Origin of the sequence: Pedobacter cryotolerans, from assembly GCF_005116475.1 — a bacterium.
GTDB classification, from domain to species: domain Bacteria; phylum Bacteroidota; class Bacteroidia; order Sphingobacteriales; family Sphingobacteriaceae; genus Pedobacter; species Pedobacter cryotolerans.
The window spans coordinates 472,816-494,808 of record NZ_SWBO01000004.1; the positions used below are offsets into that span (position 1 = coordinate 472,816).

Here is a 21,993-nt window from a genome sequence, read left to right on the forward strand (position 1 = left end):
AGTAAAATTTTAAACAGTTAAATTATGAGAAATTTTTTGTTCCTATTGTGTCTGTTAGCTGTCTTAACGGCATGCAAAGAAGAAATGCAAGAAAAAGCGATTTTTACTAAAGGAGAAAAAGCACCAAATGTGCATCACGCAGGAAACGTTTGGCTTACTGAGCTTAATCCAGCCGACAGTGTATTTAGCTATGGTACTTCTGTGGCTATATTTAACCATGCTGCTAGGTTAGATTGGCATGTTCATCCGGGAGGTCAGATATTGATCATTACTGATGGAGAAGGTTATTACCAAGAAAAAGGTCAGCCTAAACGTAAAGTGAAGGTTGGCGAGGTAATTAAATGTATGCCTGGAGTTGAGCATTGGCATGGTGCAACTCCGGAAAAGGGTGTAACCTATGTTGCTACATCTCCGGCAGAAAAAGGAAAAACGATTTGGTTGAAAAAAGTAACAGATAAGGAGTATAACAATGATTAGAATATGTTCACTATTAAGTTCTGCTATACTGCTTTTATCGGCATGTGATGTTAGAAGTCAACAGAGTGGCAAAGAGCCGATGCAAATTATAACGCAGGGCAGTTTTGCCGTAGGTGGAACCAAACTTGTTAAACCCGGAAATTTTGATGTTCAAAAGGCATTGGAACCAGCCGGACAAACCTTACATGGAGATCATGCTTATGCGTTTTATCAAGTACCAGTTAATGCCAAAAAATATCCACTTGTATTTTTACATGGTGCTGGGCAATCAAAAAAGACTTGGGAAACTACGCCAGATGGACGTGATGGATTTCAGAATATCTTTTTAAGGAAAGGTTATGCTACCTATTTGTTAGACCAACCGAGACGTGGCGAAGCCGGAAAAGCAACAGTTGGAGCAGAACTTGCTACAACTTACGATGAACAATTTTGGTTTACGCAGTTTAGGCTGGGTAATTATCCAGACTATTTTCCGGGTGTACAGTTTCCAAAAGATGCGGCTTCGCTAGAGCAGTTCTACAGACAAATGACGCCTAATACTGGTGCGTTTGATCAAAATGTTATTGCTGATGCCATATCGAAATTGTTTGATAAAATTGGGCAGGGAATTTTGGTAACTCACTCACAAGGTGGTGGGCCAGGCTGGTCTACTGCCATAAAAAATGCAAATGTAAAAGCTATTGTTGCCTATGAGCCTTATAGCGGTTTCGTATTCCCAAAAGGCGAGCTTCCCGCACCAATCAAATCATCGGGATTGTTTGGTGAATTGAAAGGAGCAGAAATTGAGTTAAGTGATTTCATGAAGCTTACCAAAATTCCAATCGTGGTATATTATGGAGATAACATCGCCAAAGAGCCAACGAAAATATGGAACTCAGATCATTGGCGTTCCGGACTAGAAATGGCTAAGCTTTGGGCAGCGACAATCAATAAACATGGCGGCAATGCAACCGTAGTACATCTGCCCGAAGTTGGCATTATGGGCAATACCCATTTTCCATTTTCAGATTTAAATAATATGGAAGTTGCGGCTCATTTAGCTGATTGGTTAATAGAGAAAAAACTAGATAGGTAATAATGGTAGCAATACCTGTAATATGTTTACCCTGTACACCAATACGCTTACCGACATTTGTATAGCAACATAAAACTTCATCCTGTTAAGTAAAAAAGCAGAAGAGTTTTTAACAAAATACAGATAAAATGAAAAGAACAAGATTATTAATAACTGCAATAGCGATGGCTGTAACTTTCACAGCTTCTGCCCAAAACAAGGTTACAAATCCCTTTGGCTTAGTTTACGGTGATGCGATAACACAAAATATAAAAGGTAAGGTAAATATCCAATCCGTTACCTATAAATTAAATGGAATTGAAATAGCGGCAAATGTATACACTCCTGCAAATTACGATGCTGGTAAAAAGTATCCTGCAATTGTAGTAGCGCATCCAAACGGAGGTATAAAGGAACAAACAGCGGGCTTATATGCACAACGTTTGGCAGAAGCCGGTTACATTACAATAGCTGCAGATGCTGCATTTCAAGGCGCAAGCGGTGGCGAACCCCGCCATACCGATAAGCCATTTTACCGTACTGAAGATATTCGTGGCATGGCCGATTTTATAGCCAACTTTCCAGGGGTAGAAGCAAACCGATTGGGCGTATTTGGAATTTGTGGCGGGGGTGGTTACACACTAAAAGCAAGTCAATCTGATAAAAGATTAAAAGCTGTTGCCACATTAAGCATGTTCAATTCTGGTGAGGTTAGAAGAAACGGTTTCCAGAACTCGCAACTAGGTACTATACAAACTCGTTTAAAAGAGGCATCAGCAGCAAGAGCTTTAGCAGCTGCCAGTGGTAAAATAAGCTTTGCAGGTGTAGCCACAATTACAGACGAGGAAATTTCCAAAACTACTACCGATCTTTATCGCGAAGGGTACCAATATTACTACAGAACCCATGCCCATCCAAATTCTACTTTTTTATATACCAAAAGCAGTTTAATGGATTTGATGACTTGGGATGCCGCTACAAACATGGATTTAATTGATCAGCCGCTGCTAATGATGGCCGGAAGCAAAGCCGATACAAAATATATGACAGATGAAGCTTTCCCTAAAGCTGTAAATGCAAAATCTAAAGAGCTGTTTTTGATAGATGGAGCCACGCACATTGAAACCTATTGGAAACCTGAATACGTTAACAAAGCGGTGGCTAAATTGGTAGATTTTTTTGGTAAAAACCTTTAAAACCACAAAAAATGAGAAGGATAAATGTTTATATTATGCTGTTAACCACGGTAATGTTTTGTTTTTTTACGGGTTGCAGCAACGCACAGGTTGAGCCACAGCCTCAAACAGTTGAGCAAACATCAAGTAAAATTCTAGTGCTTTACCTATCCAGGACAAATAATACTAAAACATTGGCAGAATTTATCCATAAAAATGTAGGTGGCGATTTGGTGGCGTTAGAACTGCAAAATCCATATCCTCAAAACTATCAGGCTATTGTAGCTCAGGTAGCTCAAGAAAATGAAAGTGGCTATCTTCCAGCTCTTGCTACAAAAGTAGATGTTAATAAATATGATATTATTTATTTTGGCTTTCCAACTTGGGGTATGCAATTGCCACCGCCAATGAAAAGTTTCTTAAAGAACAATGATTTAAGCGGAAAGACTTTAATTCCATTTAATTCGAATGCTGGTTATGGTATCGGAAGTACATTTGAAACCATAAAATCACTAGCTCCAAAAAGTAAAATATTAGAAGGTTTTTCTACAAAAGGAGGAATTGAACGCGATGGAATTCTTTTTGTTATGGAGGGAGATAAACTTAAGCAGTCGCAAACAGAAATTACCACTTGGTTAAAGAAAATTGGCCAGTTAAAATAAAAAATATGAAATTTAAAATATTCACATCAGCTATGCTTTTGTTTATCATCAGCTTTAGCTTTATGGCAAATGGTCAGCAAATGCAAGTATCAGTAGAAAATTTATCAGCAAAAGAAAAAGGCTTAATCACAATTTCTGCTTTTGCGGCCAAAGGCGATCTTAAGAATTTAGAAACCAGTATGCATGCTGCTCTTGATGCTAAACTTTCTGTTAATGAAGCAAAAGAGGCAATGATGCATTTGTACGCTTATGCCGGATTTCCTAGAAGTTTAAGAGGTCTACAGACTTTAATGAAAGTCGTGGCCGATAGAAAAACAAAAGGCTTAAACGATTTACAAGGACCAGTTGCAACGGTATTGACCGATACTACCAGTAAATATGAACGCGGCAAACAAAACTTAGAAAAACTAACTGGTGTTAAGGAAAAAGGACCTAAAACCGGTTATGCAGCATTCGCACCAGAGATTGAAGTTTTTTTAAAAGAACATCTGTTTGCAGATTTATTTGATCGTGATTTGTTGAGTTTTCTTGATCGAGAATTGGTAACTATTTCGGTAATTGCTGGCATTGGCGAGGCAGAACCGATGTTAACTTCTCACATGAATATCTGCTTAAATTTAGGCCTATCCCAAACCAAACTTCAAGAGTTTGTTAAGCTAATCCAGTTAAATTTAGGAGAGAAACATGGCGCAGCTGCACAAAATGTACTCAATCACGTGCTTAAAAATTACAATACCAAAAAGAATAATTAATATGAAACAAATGAATAAGAGCTATTCGATACTTGGAATGTTAACCTTAGCTGTGTTAATAGCAAGTTGTGGTACTAAACCCAATGCATCAAATGCGGAGACAGATTTAGTTTTTGCAAAGGGTGAAAAAATTACCAATACAAATTTTACTGGCGATGTATGGCTGAAAACATTGGTTGAAGGCGATAGTGTAAACCAGAACAGTGTTGGTAGCGTAACATTTAAAGCTGGAGCCAGAACTAAGTGGCATTCCCATCCGGCAGGACAGATAATTTTGGCCATAAGTGGCGAAGGTTATTACCAAGAGGAGGGTAGTACCAAGAAAATTTTGAAGAAGGGTGATGTTGTAAAATGCCCATCAAATATTGCCCATTGGCATGGCGCAAGTGCTACTGAAGATTTTATTCAGGTGGCCATTACTGGGAGAGAAAAAGGCCCAACAGAATGGATTAAAGATGTTAGCGATGAGGAATATCTTAAAAATTAAATCTCAAAATGTTTCCATTTGGAGTAGAAAAACATAAAATTAATTTACCGGAGCCCTATACTCTTGTTCGGTTACGGGATCTCCACTCGTTGCACCGCCCTTATTTAAATTGGGGGTAGCAACGGTATGAACCATTGGAGCATCTGCAGATGCTCCATGCCAGTGCATTACGTTTGGTGGACAAACAACAGCTTCACCTTGTAGAATAATTTGTTTAGCCTTACCTTTTTCTTGGTACCACGCTGTACCAGATACAACTACGATGATTTGCCCACCTGCATGAGCGTGCCAAATAGTTCTAACACCTGCTGGGAAACTTACTTTCGCTACACCGCTATTTATTTCTGGAGGTGATGATATCCAGCTCACAGCAGCGTTGCCGCCAGTAAAAAATCCGCCACTTTGTCTTCTAGGTTGAGTAGCTACACTATCCTGTATTACCTGTGCATTTACGATTGATGAAAATGATACTATGATGAGTATAACCAATGTAAGATAACTCGAAGTATTAACTATTATTTTTTTGGAGTTCATATCTAAAATTGATTTGATTGTTACTGATATTAATTACTGGCGATCTATCTTATACAATCTTCCTTGATCGGTAATTGCATAAAGTGCACCATCAGCACCTTGGGTTACATCTCTAAAGCGTTGACCTTCGCTAGCCAATAAACGTTCTTCTCCGGTGACTACATTGTCTGTTATTACTAAGCGAACAATATGTTGTCCACTTAAAGCCCCAATAAATAGGTTATTCTGCCATTCGGGAACTCTATTTCCATTATAAAAAGTCATTCCACTTGGAGATACCACGGGATCCCAGTAATAAACTGGTTGGGTCATTCCGCTTTGTTGCTGTATGCCCGTTAGCACTGGTTGTCCGCTATATTCTAAACCGTAGGTGATAGTCGGCCAGCCGTAATTTGCACCTGCTTGTATGCGATTGATTTCATCACCACCTCGTGGCCCATGCTCACTTTGCCAAATTTCTCCAGTAATTGGGTGGATAGCAAGGCCCTGCGGATTTCTATGGCCAATTGAATATAGTTCTGGTAGTGCTCCAGCTTGATTTAAATAAGGATTTCCTGTTACTGCCGACCCATCTTTAGTTATTCTTACCACTTTGCCAATAGATGCAGTAACCGATTGTGCCTGAATTCTGGTTGAATTGTCTGCCCGTTCGCCAATACTTGCAAATAAATTACCTGCTCTATCAAATATTACCCTACCACCGTAATGGTTAACACCTGAATATCTCGGACTTGCCCTAAAAATTACGGTAACTCCTGCCAATGAAAGCTCATCATTAGCTAGTCTGCCTTTAGCTACAGCAGAAACATTGCCACCAGTGCCAAGTTCGGAATATGACCAATACACCATTCTGTTGGTGCTAAAATCAGGATCTAAACATAAACCCAATAATCCGCCTTGACCACATGAATTTACCGTTGGAAGTCCGTTAATTGGTAAACCGACATTTCCAGTAGCGGTAACAATACGCATTCTACCCGCCTTTTCATTCACCAAAAATCTACCATCTGGCATAACCACTATGCCCCAAGGAGCTGTTAATGATGAAGTAACGATAGTTCTACTGATTGCAGTAGTTGTGGTAACCCTACCAATACGAGTTTGCCCCGTAAACGCAGGGCGATAATTACTGTTAGCCGGATTGGTCTCTACCGAACCAGTCGAAGCAGGAGGATTGGTAGGTACTTCTACTGGCGGTTCAACCTCAGGTTCTTTTTTCTTGCTACATGAAACTAGAACTACACATACCGTTGTAATGATAATAAAACGCAAGCTTTTAATTAAGTTCTGTTCCATATTGCTTTGGTTTATGAACTATTTATCTTTTGGGGCAACAGCTCCAGTTTTAATCCATTCTATCCATGCTTTTTTAAATTCTGCATGGCTTAATGGTGGGAGCGTGCGACCTTCGCCTGGGTTCCATCCTGCTAAAACAAGACCATCATCTGCGTGGGCAATTAATTGCTTCATGTTTTTATTTCCATTAGTTTTTGGATTAACCAACTGTTTTGCCAATTGAGATGGGGTTTTACCTTGGAAAACCATTTTCATATTTGCTGGAGGCAAATGCCAGTTTGGATCTCCCGGAGGAGTATTTAGCCCTGGCGTATTGGTTGGCTGATGACAGCTATTACATTTCATCGCATTTAAACCTTTACCGTCAAGTCCTCTTTTGGGTAGCATGGCGTGTAAATGACTATCATCGCCCTGCAATGGAACATCACCAGCAGGATGACAATTCATACAACGCGGACTCATCAGTACGCGATACACCTGCTGGAATGCTTTTACCGAGGTTACGCTATCAATTACAGCCTTTTCGGTTTTTGCAACAGTAACCAATGAGTGGTTTTCAAAACTGAAACCCATTAATATAATAAATGAAAATAAGATAGTTAGAACGGTAACTGTTCTGGCCTTATTTGAAAAAAGTTTATTGGATTTTAAATGCTGTTTCATAAAATGAGTTTAATTTAGGAGACTATATTTCTTAGCTCACTTTTTTTGATCTTTGGCAGCCAATTGAATAGCTTCTCTAATGCGTAGGTACGTACCACAACGGCAAATATTTCCTGCCATGGCATCATCAATATCTTCGTTTGTAGGGTTTTTATTTTCTTTGAGCAGTACCGCTGCCGACATGATTTGACCAGCTTGGCAATAACCGCATTGAGAAACATCAAGCTCTAGCCAAGCTTTTTGTAAGGGGTGCGAATTTGTTTCTGATAGTCCTTCGATAGTGACTACCTTTTTACCTTCGGCACGACTTAGTTTGGTTACGCAAGAACGAACAGCTTCGCCATTCAAATGCACAACACAGGCTCCGCACTGCGCAACTCCGCAGCCGTATTTGGTGCCAACTAATCCGATAATATCCCTTAGAACCCATAATAATGGAGTATCTGGATCTGCATCTATGTTATAATTTTTCTTATTTATATTTAAAGTAGCCATAATTAAAATATGCTGAATGAACGATTTTTATTAAACTATTGGTTTATCGGTTGGTTTTAAAGAGTAAGGTTGTTTGTAAAAACGCTGACCTGAAGCTTTGTACAATGCATTCGCAACCGCACCAAAAACTGGTGGGAAAGGCGGTTCTCCCAATCCGGTAGGGTCTATGTCATTTTTAACAAAGAAAACTTCTACTTTTTTCGGTGCTTCACGCATACGGATAATCCGGTAGTTATGGAAGTTTCGCTGTTCAGAAACCCCATTTTTATGCGTTAGCCCTCCATAAAGTGCATTTCCGATACCATCAACCACAGCACCCTGCACCATATTCGAAGCAGCATCTGGATTGACAACAATACCACAATCAATTGCGCTAAAAACCTGCTTTACATACGGCTCGCCATCTCTAATCACCATATCTACCACATGGGCGGCATAAGAGCTATGGCAAAAATAGGCTGCCACACCACGACTGTATTTCTCAGTTCCCGAATTTTTCCAACCAGATTTATCCCTTACCAATTCTAATACACCAGCGTATCGGGCGGCATCATATTCGTTGTTTTTTCCAACAGGATTTTCCTTTGCTCTTTTTAAAAGTTCCAGGCGAAATTCTATCGGGTCTTTACCCATTGCTTCGGCCACTTCATCGAGGAATGATTGCTCGGCTGCTGCATTAAAGTTTGATCGAGGTGCCCTAAATGCTCCAACTGTAATGTTAGAGGGGATCTGCCAACCTTCGGCAAGATAATTATCGACCGCACCAGCCGGAAATCTATTGGCATGGATTGGATGCTCTGGAATACCACCACCTTTTACGTGAAAAGCAATCAGTTTTTTATCTGCATCCAGTGCAGCACGGTAAGTTGCGGTGTACATTGGTCGGTAAATTCCGTAGGTCATATCATCTTCCTTAGAATATATCAACTTAACAGGAGCATTTACTTTCTTAGAAATTAATGCCGCTTCAACCAAATAATGTCCATAAGCCCTTCGTCCAAATCCGCCCCCCATTCTGGTCATTTGTATTTCTATTTTATCAGCAGGTAGTTTTAAAATTTTAGAGAGTGTTGGTTCTGTCCAACCAGGAGCTTGCAAAGGTCCAACCAGCAAAGCTTTATCTGCGGTTACATGTGCAAAGAAATTGATGGGTTCCATACAATTATGTGCAAGAAACGGAGCTGTAAAAGTGCGTTCAATAACCTGTGCAGCATTCTTGAATGCAGTTTCAGGATCGCCATCTTTTCTCAACAACTGTGCTGGTTTACTGGCAAAGTCTTGCATTTTTTGGTACTGGGCGTCACTACTTTCCAATTCTCCCGGCACAACAACTTCTCTTGCACCACCTCGTCCGCCCATGGTATCTTTGGTATCGCCTGCAGGTTTCCATTTTACTATCAATTTCTTACGGGCGTTCATTACCTCCCAAGTAGTTTTGCCTACAACAACCACTACTTCATTAAAAGTACGTACGTCAAATCCGCCCTGTTCAAATCCATCTTCGTAAATTTTTTGCCTAAAAACCTCTTTCACGCCTGGCATTTTTAGTGCAGCAGTAGCATCAAAAGAATCCACAGTCATACCGAAACCCGGCGGATGTTCAATCATAGCGATCAGCATACCATCATATTTATAATCCAGACCAAAAAGTGGCTTGCCAGATATGATTTTGGTACCCTCTACATTCTTTTTTGAGGTTCTAACAATATTAAAGTTTTTGATGTCCTTAGGTTTTACCACGCCTTTAGCCACGGTAACACCAGCGGCTTTTGTAGCAAAATCTCCATATTTTCCTTTTTTTCCAGTTTTTTCATGGTAAAGCATACCAGCTTTGGTGGTTATTTCTTCAGCCGGAACTCCCCAAGTCTGGGCAGCCGCCTGTACCAACATATAACGTGCAGTAGCGCCAGCCTCGCGAAGAATTCTCCAGTACATTCTTACCGAGTTACTACCTCCCGTAAACTGGGAGCCTAATTTAACGCTGTCATGTGGTCCCATCTCAACCAATACCTTTTGCCATTCTACATCTAACTCCTCGGCTACAATCATCGGTAGCGAAGTCATCACATTCTGGCCAAACTCTGGATTAGGACAGATAATTTTGATGGTATTATCGGGCATGATCTTAACATAACCATTTAGTTCGATCAGCTCAGCAGGAGTGCCAAGCGTTCCAGTCCTTTCAGAGATGTCAAAATTTGCCAAACCAGTAAAATGGATCATTAACCCACCTCCAAGCAGGGCTGAAGATTTTAGGAAGGTACGTCTACTGTTATTTGTCTTTTCCATATCGGATAAATTGAATATTTTCTTTGCAGGTATGCTTTTGCTATCTACAAGATAGTTTATTAATTTTTGTTGATTGCTATTAATAGATGGTTAAGCTAAAGTTATAGACCAATTCCGCTTTATCATCTATGGAGAATTGAAACCAATTAATGTTTTTGTCCTTTATTAATTGCAAATAGATGTAATATTTGAGGGAAAAGTGCAGCCATATACTCTTCAGCTCCCTTTTTAGAACCTGGAAAAGTAAGTGCCAGGGTATCTCCAATAAAACCGGCAACTCCCCTCGAAAGCATGGCATAGGGCATACGTTCCTGACCATAGCTTCTTGCTGTTTCCATAATTCCATCAATTTTACGCTCAATTAGAGGTGCAATTGCCTCTGGAGTAACATCCCTTGGCGAAAGTCCTGTACCCCCAGTAAAAATTATCAGTTGATGTTTGCTAGTGCAAAGTTCTAGTGCCTTTGCTTTAATCGTTTCCAGATCATCCTTTACAATTTCATAGGTTAGCGTGTCTATCCCAAATGTTCCTAACTTGGAGATGATGCTTTTTCCAGAGCTGTCTTGGGCTTCGCCCGATGCTACCGAATCGGAACAAACAATAACTGCCGCTTTAATTTCTGGGAATTTAAGATTTTTTAAATCTGATTTTCCACCAGATTTTTTAAGCAGTTTAATACTGCTGATTTCAACTCCCTTGTCGATGGGTTTGAGCATATCGTACATTGTTAATGCGGTAATTGAAGCGCCATGCATTGCTTCAACTTCTACACCTGTTTTATAAATGGTATGCACCTCAACAGTAATGATAACGTTTAGGTTTTCAATCTCGTAACTGATTGCCGTATATTCAATTGGAAGGGGGTGGCAATCGGGAATAAGGTCACTGGTTTTTTTAACGCCCAATAAACCTGCGGCACGGGCAAATTCAAATACATCTCCCTTTGGTATTTTACGTTGTTTAATAGCGGCTATGGTTTCTGGTTTAGAAACACTAACAGTTGCTGTGGCAATGGCAATGCGTAAAGAACTCGATTTATGTGTAATATCAACCATATTATTTATTTTCTTTCCATTGGTGGGTATTGTCTTCAAATATTTCTTTGCCCCATATTGGCAATTCTGCCTTTAACCGTTCTACTATTTCTGTACAGGCATCGATTGCTGGTTTTCTGTGGGCAGATGAGGTAAAAACAAAAAGACATATTTCCCCGTTCTTAATGTTGCCCAAACTATGGTGAACATGCATACAGTTTAAGGGATATTTCTCGAATATTTCTTCCCTAATCTCATGCATTTTTTCAAGTGCTGCATCCTCAAAAGTCGTGTACTCAATAGCTGATACTGTTTTTCCCTCAATTTCATCGGCTCGTACCTGTCCCATAAATATGCTATGCCCGCCGATTGCTGTTTTTGTACTGTGTTTGGCAATGCTTTCTGCAATAAATGCAGATGATATCGGGCCATTTACAAATATGTTTTTAATCTTTTTCTCACTCATGTGCTGTAAAATAATTGCGCCATTTAACTATTCCACCTTTAAGGCTGTAAATGTTCTTTGTATTTCCGTATTTGTCTAATAATGCTTCGGCAGCTGCTACGCTACGGATACCATGTTGGCAAATTAATATGATGTTTTTTTGTTCAATTTCTGTGGTCAAATAAGTATCAAAACCCGACATAGGGATTTTTTGATATAACTTTGAGTTGAGCTGTGGAACTTCGTTTACTTCTCTCACATCAATAAGTATTGCTGATGGATTTGCGATGAATTGATCTAATTCTTCTGCACCAATTTCCATAAAATTTGGCTGGGATGTATTCAGATCATCGAACGTATAATCCGTTCCGGGCGAAATTTCTATTGCGTATTGCTCATTTGTTAGTAGGTTATAGTGTAGCAGGGTGTTTGTTAGCGGTTTGCCTATTCCCGTGACCAATTTGATACACTCTGCCGCTGCCATTGTCCCAATAATACCGGGCAGTACACCCAAAACACCATTTTCTTCACAATTTGGAATTTCGCCTACTGATGGTGGAATAGGGAAGAGGTCTCGATAGTTGGTAGCAGTGCCATTATTATCAGCTAAGTTAAAAATAGCCAGTTGACCTTCAAACCCTGAAACTGCCGCAAAGATGAGCGGTTTTTTTAGCTGTGCAGTTGCATCGTTAACCAAATATCTGGTCTTAAAATTATCACTTCCATCTAATACGATATCATAGTCAGAAATGATTTCCAGTACGTTTTGCTTATCTATATCAAATGGATGCGCAACGATTTCAATCTCTGGGTTCAATTCTGTTAGCTTTTTTGCGGCAACCACCGATTTTTGCATTCCAATTTCAGCTGTGCTATATAATATTTGTCTGTGAAGATTAGACAATTCAATGTGATCGCCGTCTATAATGCCGAGATAGCCAATACCTGCTGCTGCCAGATATTGAAGGGCAGGGCAGCCTAGTCCGCCAGCACCAATAACGAGCACTTTGGCTTCAGAAAGCTTCGCTTGTGCTGCCTTTCCAAATCCATTAAGGATGATCTGTCTGTGGTATCTTCCGTTTTCCATCATTATCCGCCAGAAAATGGCGGCATAATTGCCACCGAATCGTTGTTGTTAATTAGTGTATTTACCTGCACCAGTTTTTTATTCACGGCAAGCTTGTATTTCATTGATGAAAGACGTGGAAACTTGTTTTCAAGGTGTTCACGCAACTGTTCTGTATCAACTATTCCTTCCAATTGAAGCTCTTGGTTTTGCAGAAACTCGGCAATCTTGCCAAAACTTATTATTTCTATTTCCATAAACTTAATTTACGCATAAGATATCTAAGATCAAATTTCATATTATGCGGTAGTAAATAACAATTTATAACTGGCAAGGGCAAGTACGGTTGCCAACACATATTTCAAAGCATTTTGCGGCAATTTTAGCGAACCAAAATAGGCGCCGGCAATTCCTCCAACAAAAGCAATAGCTACATAAAGGAACATATCGGTAGTAAAGTTGATGCCCTTAACAAGCTGACCTGCAAGACCAGCTACCGAATTTACAAATATAAAAGCTGCACTAATAGCTGCTGTTTGTTTCTGGTCGGTCCATTTTAAGAGGATAAGAATGGGCGATAAAATTATGCCTCCACCTATGCCAATCATTCCGGAAAGCAGGCCAATAATTGCACCAATCAATAGTGAAAGAGGAATGTTAGGGGCTTTCTGGTCTTTAGGATCTGTATTTGGGAAAAAGAAAAACCGTACCACAGGAATGATCAATAGCCCACCTAATATTTTTTTGTAAATGTTACTTTCTATAGCCATTGTTCCACCCAAAAAGGATGCAGGAATAGACGTAACTACAAAAGGCCAAAAAGTTTTCCATTTAAAATGTCCACCCCTGTAGAATTGGGCAAAAGATACCGAAGAAACAAACAGATTGAGCAATAGGGCGGTTGGTTTCATCACCAACGGTGAGATGGCAAATATTGCCATTAAGGCCAAATAACCACTAGCACCACCATGACCCACCGATGCATAAAGAAACGCTACGATGAATAAGAGTGAGAAGAAAAGTATAAATTCTGTCTGCATATTTTAGGGTAATATGAGTACGGTTACCTGTTCGCCTTTTTTAAACACCGATCTATCTTCTTCTAAAAGGATGAGGCAATTTGCCTGTGCAAAAGAGCTAAGTTTATAGGATTCTTGTGCTCCCAAGGGCTTGACTGAGCCATCTGTATATAATCCTTTTAAAAAATGGGTAAGGCCTGTAGGTTTTTGGTAATCGCTTTCTAAAATTGCATTGGTTTGTAGCACTTTGTTTGCATTATTGGTAAGAAATGCAACGGCAAGTAATACATAATTATAAAAACAGCTCAATACTGATGAAGGATTTCCCGGCAGGCCAAAAATCAATTGCTTTTCCTTTTTTCCGAAATACAGGGGCTTTCCAGGCTTCTGTTTTACCTTATGGAAGATTTGTTGTACACCACATCTTTCAGCAGCTTTAATTACAAAATCATAATCGCCCACACTAACACCACCGGTTAACAATACCACATCGCTTTTATGTAGCGCAAGTTCCAAAGTTTCGGTTAAGATTTCTAGTTCATCCTTAGCTTCAAAAATTTCGATATGTTCAATTCCAATCTGTTTTAAGGCAGCTTTTAATGCATAGGAATTTGATTCGTAAACCTGTCCGAATGCCAATGGCTGACCGGGTTTTTGCAATTCATTGCCCGTTAAAATGATAGCTATTTTTGGTTGGGGAATTACACTTACTTCATCAATGCCAATGCCTGCAAGAAAACCAATTGCAGCCGGCGTTAGTTGGCTGCCTTTGCTCATCGCAAGGTTGCCAGAACTAATTTCTGATCCTTTTTCCCTGGCGTTCAATCCTTTTTTTAAATTGGCATCGTTGATGATGAGCTTACCATTGATAACAGCTACTTTTTCTTGCATAACAACGGTATCAGCTCCCTTTGGCAAAGGGGCTCCGGTAAAAATGCGGCAAGCTTCGCCTTGGTTTATTGCGGTTTCATTTGCAGATCCGGCAGCCATTTCCCCAACGATAGTAAATTCAGTTATTTCTTCTTCAAATTTTATTGCGTAACCATCCATTGATGATTGCCTAAAAGCTGGAATATCACAGGTGGCATTGATATCTTCTGACAAAACAAGACCAAAAGCTTGATTGAGGTTTACCCTAATTGCAGCAAGTGGGCTAACATGTTTGGTAATTAATTCTTTTGCTTCATTTACAGAAATCATAAATCGCTTATCCTCCAATGGTAATCATACTTCTGTTAACAATACTATCTGCATCCAAAGTTTCAAAATGTTTACCCAGCTGACCGCCCAATTCTTTTTTCTTGCTCCAAATAGAAGCCTTGATGAGGGGAAGTATTTCTTCCTTATTTCTCAGGGCCGTAAGCAGGTCGGTTTCGCCGTCGCTGAACAAACAGTTTTTTAATTTACCATCGGCAGTAAGACGCATTCGGTTACAGGTGCTGCAAAATGGGGCAGTCATGGTACTGATGATGGCAAAAGAACCTTCATGGCCTGGTATCATGAAACTTTTGGCAGTGTCATGAGGTGCCGCCTTCACCGGAAGTACGGTAAAATCTTCTTCTACAGTTGCTAAGATCTCATCTAAGGAAAATAATTTGTTACTGGTCCATTTGTTGCCACTAAATGGCATAAACTCAATAAAACGGATTTGTACGGGATTATGTTTAGTCCACTCGATAAAGTCTTTAATTTCGTTATCATTTAAACCTTTCATTACCACCATGTTTATTTTTACGGTGATCTTATTTTGTAACAGGAGTTCGATATTGCTACGCACCTGATGAAAAAGATCCCGTCTGGTAATCATAAAGAACTTTTCTGGCTGCAGTGTATCCAAGCTAATATTGATGCTCTTTATTCCAGCTGCAATCAACGTTGGCAACATTTCGGCGATCCTTGTTCCATTGGTGGTAATCACAAGCTCTACAGGTAATTTACCAAGTTCAGCGATAATTTCTGCTGCATCTTTTCGTACCAGAGGCTCACCACCGGTAAGTCTAATTTTTTTTACGCCCTGTTCAACAAATATTTTCGCCAGCGTTAAAATCTCATCAGGCTGCATTAAACGAGAGGCTGGGGTAAAATCATAGTCTTCTTCGGGCATGCAATAAAAGCATCGGAAGTTACAGTTATCGGTTAGCGATATCCTCAGGTAATCATGTACGCGTCCAAAAGAATCTGCTATCATTGTGGCTCGGTTAAGTTTTTATAATCTGTTTCGGTATCAATGTCGATGTTTCCTAATGTAAATTGGATTGTTGCTACATCGTTTATATGTTTGGTCATCAAGTGTTTCGCACCAGAACCACCTTCTAGGAGAATCAGTTCATCAAAATACTGCGTATTGAACAATGCTGGCGTGCCTATGGTTTCGGCATAACTACTGGCAATGATATTTTTACCTGTTTTAAGCTGCTGCTCATGCAATGAGTTAAAAATATCAGCAGTAACAAATGGTTGATCAGCAACAGCTATAATTACGTTTTCTATTTCGGGTTCGAGGTTAATCATTTTTTTAAGGCCTACTTTAATACTAGCTGACATGCCATCCTGCCAACTATCGTTAATGATATAATTGATGTTCAGTTCTTTAATTGATGCAAGAATTTCATCAGCGTAAGCACCCAAAACCAAAACAACAGGGGTGAATGAAGTTTGTTCTGCTGCGGCTATGGTTTTCTCTAAAAGTGTATTTCCTTCAAAAACAAGTAGTTGTTTGGGTTTTCCCAATCTGCTAGAATTACCAGCTGCCAATATCATTATTCCTGTTTTCATGATATAGATTTTGTTTGGGAATGAATAGCCTGTTTTTTCTCTTTTAGTGATGATGCTGTTGCTCCGCTTAAAGAAGACTTAATTTCGGCGATAATTGAAATTGCAATTTCTTCTGCCGTTTCTGCCCCAATATCCAGTCCCACTGGACCATAAACACGAGAGCGATTAGTTTCAGTATTCATTTCAAGCTCATCCAACATTCTTACTAGCTTTTTTTTCGGCCCCAGAGCGCCAATATATGGTACATCAGTTTGCAGGAGTAATCCCAAAAGTTCGGTATCGTAGTTGTAGTTATGGGTCATCAAAACTACCGCTGTTTGTGTATCCATACTAAGCTGAGGTAATATCTGCGCAGGTTTTGTAACTAAAATTTTGGCATTTGGAAACCTTTGAAGCGTAGCATGAGTTGGTCTGCCATCCGCAATGGTTACTTGCCATCCCAATAAATGCGCAATGGTTGCCAATGGTTGTGCATCGTTTCCAGCTCCAGCAATAATCAAAGCAATAGGAGGTTTAACAAATTCTATGAAACCATCGACCAGCTCGTTTTCAATCTTATAGTTCTTAAGTTCGGATTTCTCATTAGCCAATACTTGCTGCGCATCAGCTAAAGTTTCTAAAGCTATTGATGTAGGAAGATTACCAAATTGATTTTCACTTTTTATGATAGATCTTGTTCCAAGTTGGGTTTTAGATTGTAAAGAAAATAGGGTTACAATTACCGCATTCTCCCTTTCTCCGTTTATTGATTCCAATATTTTGATTGGATTATTTTCATCTAAACCATCAATCGGTTCGAAAAGAATATGCACAATTCCATTACAGCCTAACTGCACACCAAATTTCGCATCATCTTCATCTGTAGTATCGTACATTACCAGTCTATTCTCTTGCTGATGTATGGCCGAAAGGGCTTTTTTCAATGCATCGCCTTCTAAACAACCACCACTTATAGCTCCAGTTAGTAATCCATCATCGGTAACTAGCATTCTTGCACCAGGTCGGCGGTAAGATGAGCCATCTACTTTAACCACAGTTGCAAGCGCTGCCTTTTTACCCTGTTTTTGGGCATAATAATAGGCATTGAGTATGTCGGTGATTTCTTTCATTATAGATTGCTTGTTTAAGATAAACAAAAGTTAACTCCACTTTTCAAAGATAGGCCACAAAACAATAGGATTGTTACCTATATCCCTTAATTGCCTACCAATATTACTGTTCGAGTAATGTCAGTAATATTGGTAGGATAAGCAGTAATATATATACCAAATTATCCTGCAATTAATTTCAATTTTACCTTTATAATACGGGCAGTTGTTCATTCAATAAAAAATTAAATTACTTATTATTTTATTGAATGCATTTACAAATAGATAGATTGGCGGAAAAACTCGACAGATGAACGGAATTTATCCTTTTCTTTCAATAGATAATATTGAGGAATTCATCTATTACTTTCGCTAGCTGGTCTATTAGTAATATTACTACCATTTACAAGAACTATTTTGCAATAACACCAAAACCAATGGTGAAATGAATGGACAGAAGAATGCGGATTTTTAAGGCAATATTCTCTATTGATTTTGTAGCTATGCTAGCACTTGCAGTATGGTTATTTTATCAACTGAGCAAGGGGGGGATGCCTTCTCAATATTACATGAAGCAAGTTTTGGAAAACTTAACTTTTGCGGGGCTTTATTTTGCAAATCTTTTGTTCTTCTACCCTAAGCTGGCCAACAAATATTGGGGCGTTGCTTACCTTGCCGTTTTAGTGTTTATAGTGTGGTTAGCGGTTGTTATCAATTTATATTTTGGCGATTTAATAGGTTTGGATGAAGCCTATATCAAGCATTTTTCTAAACCTGACTTTACTTACCGACCTAATAATCATTGGACCAAAACTTGGATTACTGTTTTATCGGCTATTATGTTAGGGTTAAGTTATGTGTCATCAGTAGCTAAAAAGCTGCAGAAAAATCAGCTTGCATTTGAAGTTTCTGAAAAAGAAAGAGTAGGTGCGGAATTGGCATTTTTGAAAGCCCAGATTAATCCTCATTTTTTCTTCAATACGCTACATACCATTTATGCGTTGATGGATACCAATATACCATCTGCTAAAAGCTCTATTTATTCATTATCGCACATGATGCGCTATGTGCTTTATGAGACCCAAAACGAAAAGACCTTGCTTTCAAAAGAAGTAGAGTTTATAGAAGATTATATTGCATTGATGAAAGTTCGTATAGCACCAGATGTTCAGGTAATTTTTGAGAAGCAAACCGGATTTAGAGATTTACCCATTGCCCCAATGCTGTTTTTGCCATTTGTAGAAAATGCCTTTAAGCATGGCATTAGTGCAGTTCATCCAAGTTATGTATATATAGAACTATTTGAAAAGGATAAAAAATTAGTGTTTGGTGTTCGTAATTCGCTTTTTGTTGGTCTTTCTAAACAGCTTGATGAAGAAAGTGGGATAGGTATACTAAATACCAAACGTAGGCTTGATCTAATGTACCCAGGCAAATACGAATTAATCACCGAAAAGGATGATTTTGCCAAAGAATTTGTAGTAACCTTAACTTTAAATATAGATGAACATTAATTGTATTGCTGTTGATGATGAGCCGGCTGCGCTTGATATGATCTCATCTTATATAGAGCGTACACCTTACCTGCAACTTGCGGGTAGATTTAATAATGCACTAGCGGCACTTGAAGAAATTCACAAAAACGCTGCATTACAATTGATTTTTTTAGATATAAATATGGCTGATCTTACAGGGTTAGAATTGGCCAAGATTATAGAACAGTCCGATAGAAAGAAAAATCTGCGGATTATCTTTACAACTGCTTATGACCAATATGCATTAGAAGGATATAAAGTTGATGCATTGGATTATCTAGTTAAGCCGTTTAATTTTGTTGCGTTTTCTAAGGCGGCAGAGAAGGCAAAATCCTATTTTACAATGTATGAATCTAGCTTGAAGGCTACTAACAATGAAACGATGCCTTTGCAGTACAAAAGCGCTTATATTTATCTCAAAGTAGAGCATCAATTGGTAAAAGTTGACATGAGTGATATTTTATATATTGAAGGATTAAAGGATTATGTGAAAGTATATCTCAGTACTACCGAAAAGCCCTTGCTAACATTAACTAGCTTAAAAAGGCTCCAGGAAAAATTACCAACTGATAAGTTTCTAAGACTGCACCGTTCTTTCATCGTTTCAACTTCAGCTATTAGGTCTGCAACAAAAACAAGTGTCCAAATTGGATCGACAACGATTACTGTGAGTGAACAGTTTCGAGAAGATTTTAACAGATTTCTGGATAAATGGGTTCTATAAATATTAAGATGTAGTCACTTGAATTAAATAACTATCATAAATACTTAAACATAAAAAACATGAAAACTATATTTTTTAGCTTATCACTTATTTTTGCCGCAGTTAATTTCTGCTCCGCTCAAACGCCAGTTTCAGCACAAGTACCAACCAAGGCCGAACAAGAGGTTTTAGATCTTTCTAAAGCCAAGTGGTTATGGATGTCTGATAAAAAAGTGGATACGTTGAACAACCTATTTGTAGACAGGTCGGTTTTTGTACACATGGGCGGTACTTGGGGTAAACAAAGAGAATTAGATGTGATAAAAAGTGGTTCGATCAGGTATAAAAAAGCCGAAATATATACGGCATCAGTAAATATTTTTGGTAATACTGCAATTCTTCTAAATGATATAGATCTTGTCGCGGTTGTAGGCGGCAATGAAGTAGTTAATCCATTTATGGTAACGGAGGTTTATATAAAGGAAAATGGTAAGTGGAAAATGGGATCTTTGACATTCTCTCAATTGAGAAGGCCGGTTAAATTGAAGATTGACAAATAGAGAAATCATTGAGTTTTAGTCAAGATGATCGACCTAAAATCATCTTGACACAACTCTCATTTCTAATCAATTTTTTTATTGAGTCATTAATTATAAGCTCCGTAAACAACAAGAGAAGATTTAACGATTAGAACAATTTTTCTTCTGATTATGGCCTGTCTATCTTAAAGACATTTTGAGTTCTCCATTATCATCAAACAATATACTTCTCGCTTCGTTCATCTTTTTGCCAATCCTGCTTTTCTTTACTCTAGCATACCTTTGGGTAGTGCGAATGTTCTTATGCCCTAACATCTTGCTTACGTCCTCTAACGGAAAAATCAGAACGTTGAGCATCATATCTGCAAATGGGTGACGGGCAAGATGACTATTTAGCGGTTTGCCAATATTACATATATCGGATAGTTCTTTAAGATAGGTATTGTATCTAAAATTACTGTTGACAGGGATTAGTCTGTTGTAGACTTTACAATACTTGTCATTCTTATATTTCTCAATTAGCTCAGCGACAATTGGAAGTATGGGCACCATTTCTGTGACCTTGGTTTTTCCACGCTCTTTCACCAACCAAGGTTCGTTTTGCGGCCCAACATAAACGATGTGATCCTTGCTAAGGTTGTAGATATCCTGATAAGCAAATCCGGTGAAGCACTGGAATATGAATGCATCCCTGACTTTAGCTATACGTTCAACGCTAATGTTCTTCCGCCACAGCCTTTCCACCTCAAAAATTTCAAGAGGATTTATCTCTGGGTCTTCCGACCCGCATTTGAATTTTTGAATTGGATTCTTTGCAATCCATAGGTTAGCCTCTGCTATATTCAATATCTGCTTCAAATTTTTGATCTGTTTCATTGCAGCCGGGTCTTTTAGCGTGGGAACTCTTTTGACGGCAAGGAACTTATAAAATTTCTGTGCAAACGAATACTCAATAGCTGCTAGTTCAATATCATTAGCTTTAAATTCAAATTTTAAAAACTCAACTATTTTCTTCTTGGTGGCCTTCCATTGTTTTAAAGTCTCTTTAGAACGTAATTTTTTTTCTACGAGTTCTGCAAAATCGTTGATGTGTATATTAGTTAATTCTAATAATTGAGGGGTTTCTTGCTCCAATTCGTTCTTATCGTTTTCCATTGGGAAGTTCTGAAACACATTTTTCAGCATTATTGGTGTTACATTATCGAATCTGGTTTTTAGTACCGTAAAATTAATTTCCAATGAACTCTCAATGTGATTGAGAGCTGAATTTATTTTTTTTGAATGGCTAGATCCTATAACTTTTTTACTATTAATGTTCCATTCAGATATATGTACTTTTTGTGAGGTAGAAAATTCTGCATCTTTTCCATCTATGGAGATCCTACAGATAATAGGGGCGAAGCCCTTGGAATCTGCCTTAGATTTACGGTGCCAAAATAGGATTTTTAGGGTTTGGTTACTTTTCATTTCTCAATCTTTTGATAAAACATTTTGGTTGTTTTTAGATTGTTCCTCAGTACTTTAGATCAAATTCATCAGGTATGACTGGTGCACTAAAGTTAAAAACTAAAATAGGGCACCAGATAGGGCACCATACAGGATAGTTTTGGATCAAGCGTAAAAGTTGGGGAGGATTTAGCCATATATCTTTGATAGCCTGAACAGGAAGAATTTTACGTTTCTAACCCCTCTAAATTGAGACCTGAAGGCTTTGATTTTAGCATTAAAAGATTCTGCTGATGCGTTTGTGGATTTATTATCAAAGTAATTTAATATCGTTTCGTAGTTATTTTGGATAGTCCTTGCTATTGTGTTAAATGATTTAAAACCTGCCTCTTCTATCTTGTTGTACCATAAAGCCAGTTTTTTAAAGGCAATCATTCTAGACTTGGAGTGGCTGAGTAT

Annotated in this window: 25 protein-coding genes; 9 read left to right on the top strand and 16 right to left on the bottom strand. The window is 38.6% G+C overall.

What is annotated here, in order from left to right:
- Nucleotides 1–24 precede the first annotated feature (24 nt).
- The 6 genes from FA045_RS09940 to FA045_RS09965 all read left to right on the top strand — a co-directional run bounded on the left by FA045_RS09940 (nucleotide 25) and on the right by FA045_RS09965 (nucleotide 4,607).
- Nucleotides 25–477 (top strand): cupin domain-containing protein, encoded by a 453-nt coding sequence (locus FA045_RS09940; RefSeq protein WP_136876909.1) that lies wholly within the window; start codon nucleotides 25–27, stop codon nucleotides 475–477.
- Nucleotides 470–1,552, top strand: coding sequence for an alpha/beta hydrolase (locus FA045_RS09945; RefSeq protein ID WP_136876910.1), 1,083 nt, complete (start codon nucleotides 470–472; stop codon nucleotides 1,550–1,552). Before FA045_RS09940 ends, FA045_RS09945 begins: the two co-directional genes overlap by 8 nt.
- A 128-nt stretch (nucleotides 1,553–1,680) precedes the next feature.
- Nucleotides 1,681–2,727 carry an alpha/beta hydrolase gene (locus tag FA045_RS09950; RefSeq protein ID WP_136876911.1) on the top strand — a complete coding sequence of 349 codons (1,047 nt, stop codon included), beginning with the start codon at nucleotides 1,681–1,683 and terminating at the stop codon, nucleotides 2,725–2,727.
- An 11-nt stretch (nucleotides 2,728–2,738) separates the two neighbouring features.
- The gene (locus FA045_RS09955; RefSeq protein WP_136876912.1) at nucleotides 2,739–3,368 is read left to right on the top strand and encodes a flavodoxin family protein; all 630 of its coding nucleotides are present in this window, start codon (nucleotides 2,739–2,741) and stop codon (nucleotides 3,366–3,368) included.
- A 5-nt stretch (nucleotides 3,369–3,373) separates the two neighbouring features.
- The gene (locus tag FA045_RS09960; protein ID WP_136876913.1) at nucleotides 3,374–4,120 is read left to right on the top strand and encodes a carboxymuconolactone decarboxylase family protein; all 747 of its coding nucleotides are present in this window, start codon (nucleotides 3,374–3,376) and stop codon (nucleotides 4,118–4,120) included.
- A gap of 10 nt (nucleotides 4,121–4,130) precedes the next feature.
- Nucleotides 4,131–4,607 carry a cupin domain-containing protein gene (locus tag FA045_RS09965; RefSeq protein ID WP_205943132.1) on the top strand — a complete coding sequence of 159 codons (477 nt, stop codon included), beginning with the start codon at nucleotides 4,131–4,133 and terminating at the stop codon, nucleotides 4,605–4,607.
- A 39-nt stretch (nucleotides 4,608–4,646) separates the two neighbouring features.
- On the opposite strand, the gene FA045_RS09970 is transcribed toward FA045_RS09965, so the two are convergent.
- From FA045_RS09970 to FA045_RS10035, 14 genes are all read right to left on the bottom strand, one after another.
- Nucleotides 4,647–5,141 carry a cupin domain-containing protein gene (locus FA045_RS09970; protein ID WP_136876915.1) on the bottom strand — a complete coding sequence of 165 codons (495 nt, stop codon included), beginning with the start codon at nucleotides 5,139–5,141 and terminating at the stop codon, nucleotides 4,647–4,649.
- Between the two features lie 33 nt (nucleotides 5,142–5,174).
- Nucleotides 5,175–6,437, bottom strand: a complete 1,263-nt coding sequence (locus FA045_RS09975; RefSeq protein WP_136876916.1) for a PQQ-dependent sugar dehydrogenase — start codon at nucleotides 6,435–6,437, stop codon at nucleotides 5,175–5,177.
- 18 nt (nucleotides 6,438–6,455) lie between these two features.
- Nucleotides 6,456–7,100 (bottom strand): hypothetical protein, encoded by a 645-nt coding sequence (locus tag FA045_RS09980; RefSeq protein ID WP_136876917.1) that lies wholly within the window; start codon nucleotides 7,098–7,100, stop codon nucleotides 6,456–6,458.
- A gap of 36 nt (nucleotides 7,101–7,136) precedes the next feature.
- On the bottom strand, nucleotides 7,137–7,595 hold the full coding sequence (locus FA045_RS09985) for a (2Fe-2S)-binding protein (RefSeq protein WP_136876918.1): 459 nt from the start codon (nucleotides 7,593–7,595) through the stop codon (nucleotides 7,137–7,139).
- A gap of 30 nt (nucleotides 7,596–7,625) precedes the next feature.
- Entirely contained in the window at nucleotides 7,626–9,884 is a 2,259-nt protein-coding gene (locus FA045_RS09990) for a xanthine dehydrogenase family protein molybdopterin-binding subunit (protein WP_136876919.1), read from the bottom strand.
- A 146-nt stretch (nucleotides 9,885–10,030) separates the two neighbouring features.
- On the bottom strand, nucleotides 10,031–10,939 hold the full coding sequence (gene moaCB / locus FA045_RS09995; protein WP_136876920.1) for a bifunctional molybdenum cofactor biosynthesis protein MoaC/MoaB: 909 nt from the start codon (nucleotides 10,937–10,939) through the stop codon (nucleotides 10,031–10,033).
- Between the two features lies 1 nt (nucleotide 10,940).
- Nucleotides 10,941–11,384: a molybdenum cofactor biosynthesis protein MoaE gene (locus FA045_RS10000; protein WP_136876921.1), complete on the bottom strand. Its 444-nt coding sequence runs from the start codon at nucleotides 11,382–11,384 to the stop codon at nucleotides 10,941–10,943.
- Nucleotides 11,377–12,453, bottom strand: a complete 1,077-nt coding sequence (locus FA045_RS10005) for a HesA/MoeB/ThiF family protein (RefSeq protein WP_225871314.1) — start codon at nucleotides 12,451–12,453, stop codon at nucleotides 11,377–11,379. Before FA045_RS10005 ends, FA045_RS10000 begins: the two co-directional genes overlap by 8 nt.
- The gene (locus tag FA045_RS10010) at nucleotides 12,453–12,686 is read right to left on the bottom strand and encodes a MoaD/ThiS family protein (RefSeq protein WP_136876922.1); all 234 of its coding nucleotides are present in this window, start codon (nucleotides 12,684–12,686) and stop codon (nucleotides 12,453–12,455) included. Before FA045_RS10010 ends, FA045_RS10005 begins: the two co-directional genes overlap by 1 nt.
- Before the next feature lie 42 nt (nucleotides 12,687–12,728).
- Nucleotides 12,729–13,469 (bottom strand): sulfite exporter TauE/SafE family protein, encoded by a 741-nt coding sequence (locus FA045_RS10015; protein WP_136876923.1) that lies wholly within the window; start codon nucleotides 13,467–13,469, stop codon nucleotides 12,729–12,731.
- A 3-nt stretch (nucleotides 13,470–13,472) separates the two neighbouring features.
- Nucleotides 13,473–14,648, bottom strand: coding sequence for a molybdopterin molybdotransferase MoeA (locus FA045_RS10020; RefSeq protein WP_136876924.1), 1,176 nt, complete (start codon nucleotides 14,646–14,648; stop codon nucleotides 13,473–13,475).
- Between the two features lie 7 nt (nucleotides 14,649–14,655).
- The gene (gene moaA, locus FA045_RS10025) at nucleotides 14,656–15,636 is read right to left on the bottom strand and encodes a GTP 3',8-cyclase MoaA (protein WP_136876925.1); all 981 of its coding nucleotides are present in this window, start codon (nucleotides 15,634–15,636) and stop codon (nucleotides 14,656–14,658) included.
- Nucleotides 15,633–16,223 carry a nucleotidyltransferase family protein gene (locus FA045_RS10030; protein ID WP_136876926.1) on the bottom strand — a complete coding sequence of 197 codons (591 nt, stop codon included), beginning with the start codon at nucleotides 16,221–16,223 and terminating at the stop codon, nucleotides 15,633–15,635. The genes moaA and FA045_RS10030 overlap by 4 nt, the downstream gene beginning before the upstream one ends.
- Nucleotides 16,220–17,332, bottom strand: coding sequence for an XdhC family protein (locus FA045_RS10035; protein ID WP_136876927.1), 1,113 nt, complete (start codon nucleotides 17,330–17,332; stop codon nucleotides 16,220–16,222). Before FA045_RS10035 ends, FA045_RS10030 begins: the two co-directional genes overlap by 4 nt.
- Before the next feature lie 428 nt (nucleotides 17,333–17,760).
- On the opposite strand from FA045_RS10035, the gene FA045_RS10040 reads away from it, so the two are divergent.
- Genes FA045_RS10040 through FA045_RS10050 form a run of 3 tightly spaced genes read left to right on the top strand, consistent with a single transcriptional unit; the run spans nucleotide 17,761 to nucleotide 20,109 of the window.
- Nucleotides 17,761–18,825, top strand: coding sequence for a sensor histidine kinase (locus tag FA045_RS10040; RefSeq protein WP_136876928.1), 1,065 nt, complete (start codon nucleotides 17,761–17,763; stop codon nucleotides 18,823–18,825).
- Entirely contained in the window at nucleotides 18,815–19,570 is a 756-nt protein-coding gene (locus FA045_RS10045) for a LytR/AlgR family response regulator transcription factor (RefSeq protein WP_136876929.1), read from the top strand. The genes FA045_RS10040 and FA045_RS10045 overlap by 11 nt, the downstream gene beginning before the upstream one ends.
- A gap of 59 nt (nucleotides 19,571–19,629) precedes the next feature.
- Entirely contained in the window at nucleotides 19,630–20,109 is a 480-nt protein-coding gene (locus FA045_RS10050; RefSeq protein ID WP_136876930.1) for a nuclear transport factor 2 family protein, read from the top strand.
- Between the two features lie 159 nt (nucleotides 20,110–20,268).
- Here FA045_RS10050 and FA045_RS10055 read toward each other — a convergent pair whose 3' ends face one another.
- Both FA045_RS10055 and FA045_RS10060 read right to left on the bottom strand, forming a co-directional pair.
- Entirely contained in the window at nucleotides 20,269–21,555 is a 1,287-nt protein-coding gene (locus tag FA045_RS10055) for a site-specific integrase (RefSeq protein ID WP_136876931.1), read from the bottom strand.
- A gap of 168 nt (nucleotides 21,556–21,723) precedes the next feature.
- The coding region (locus FA045_RS10060; protein WP_136873148.1) for a transposase at nucleotides 21,724–21,993 on the bottom strand (270 nt) is incomplete at its 5' end.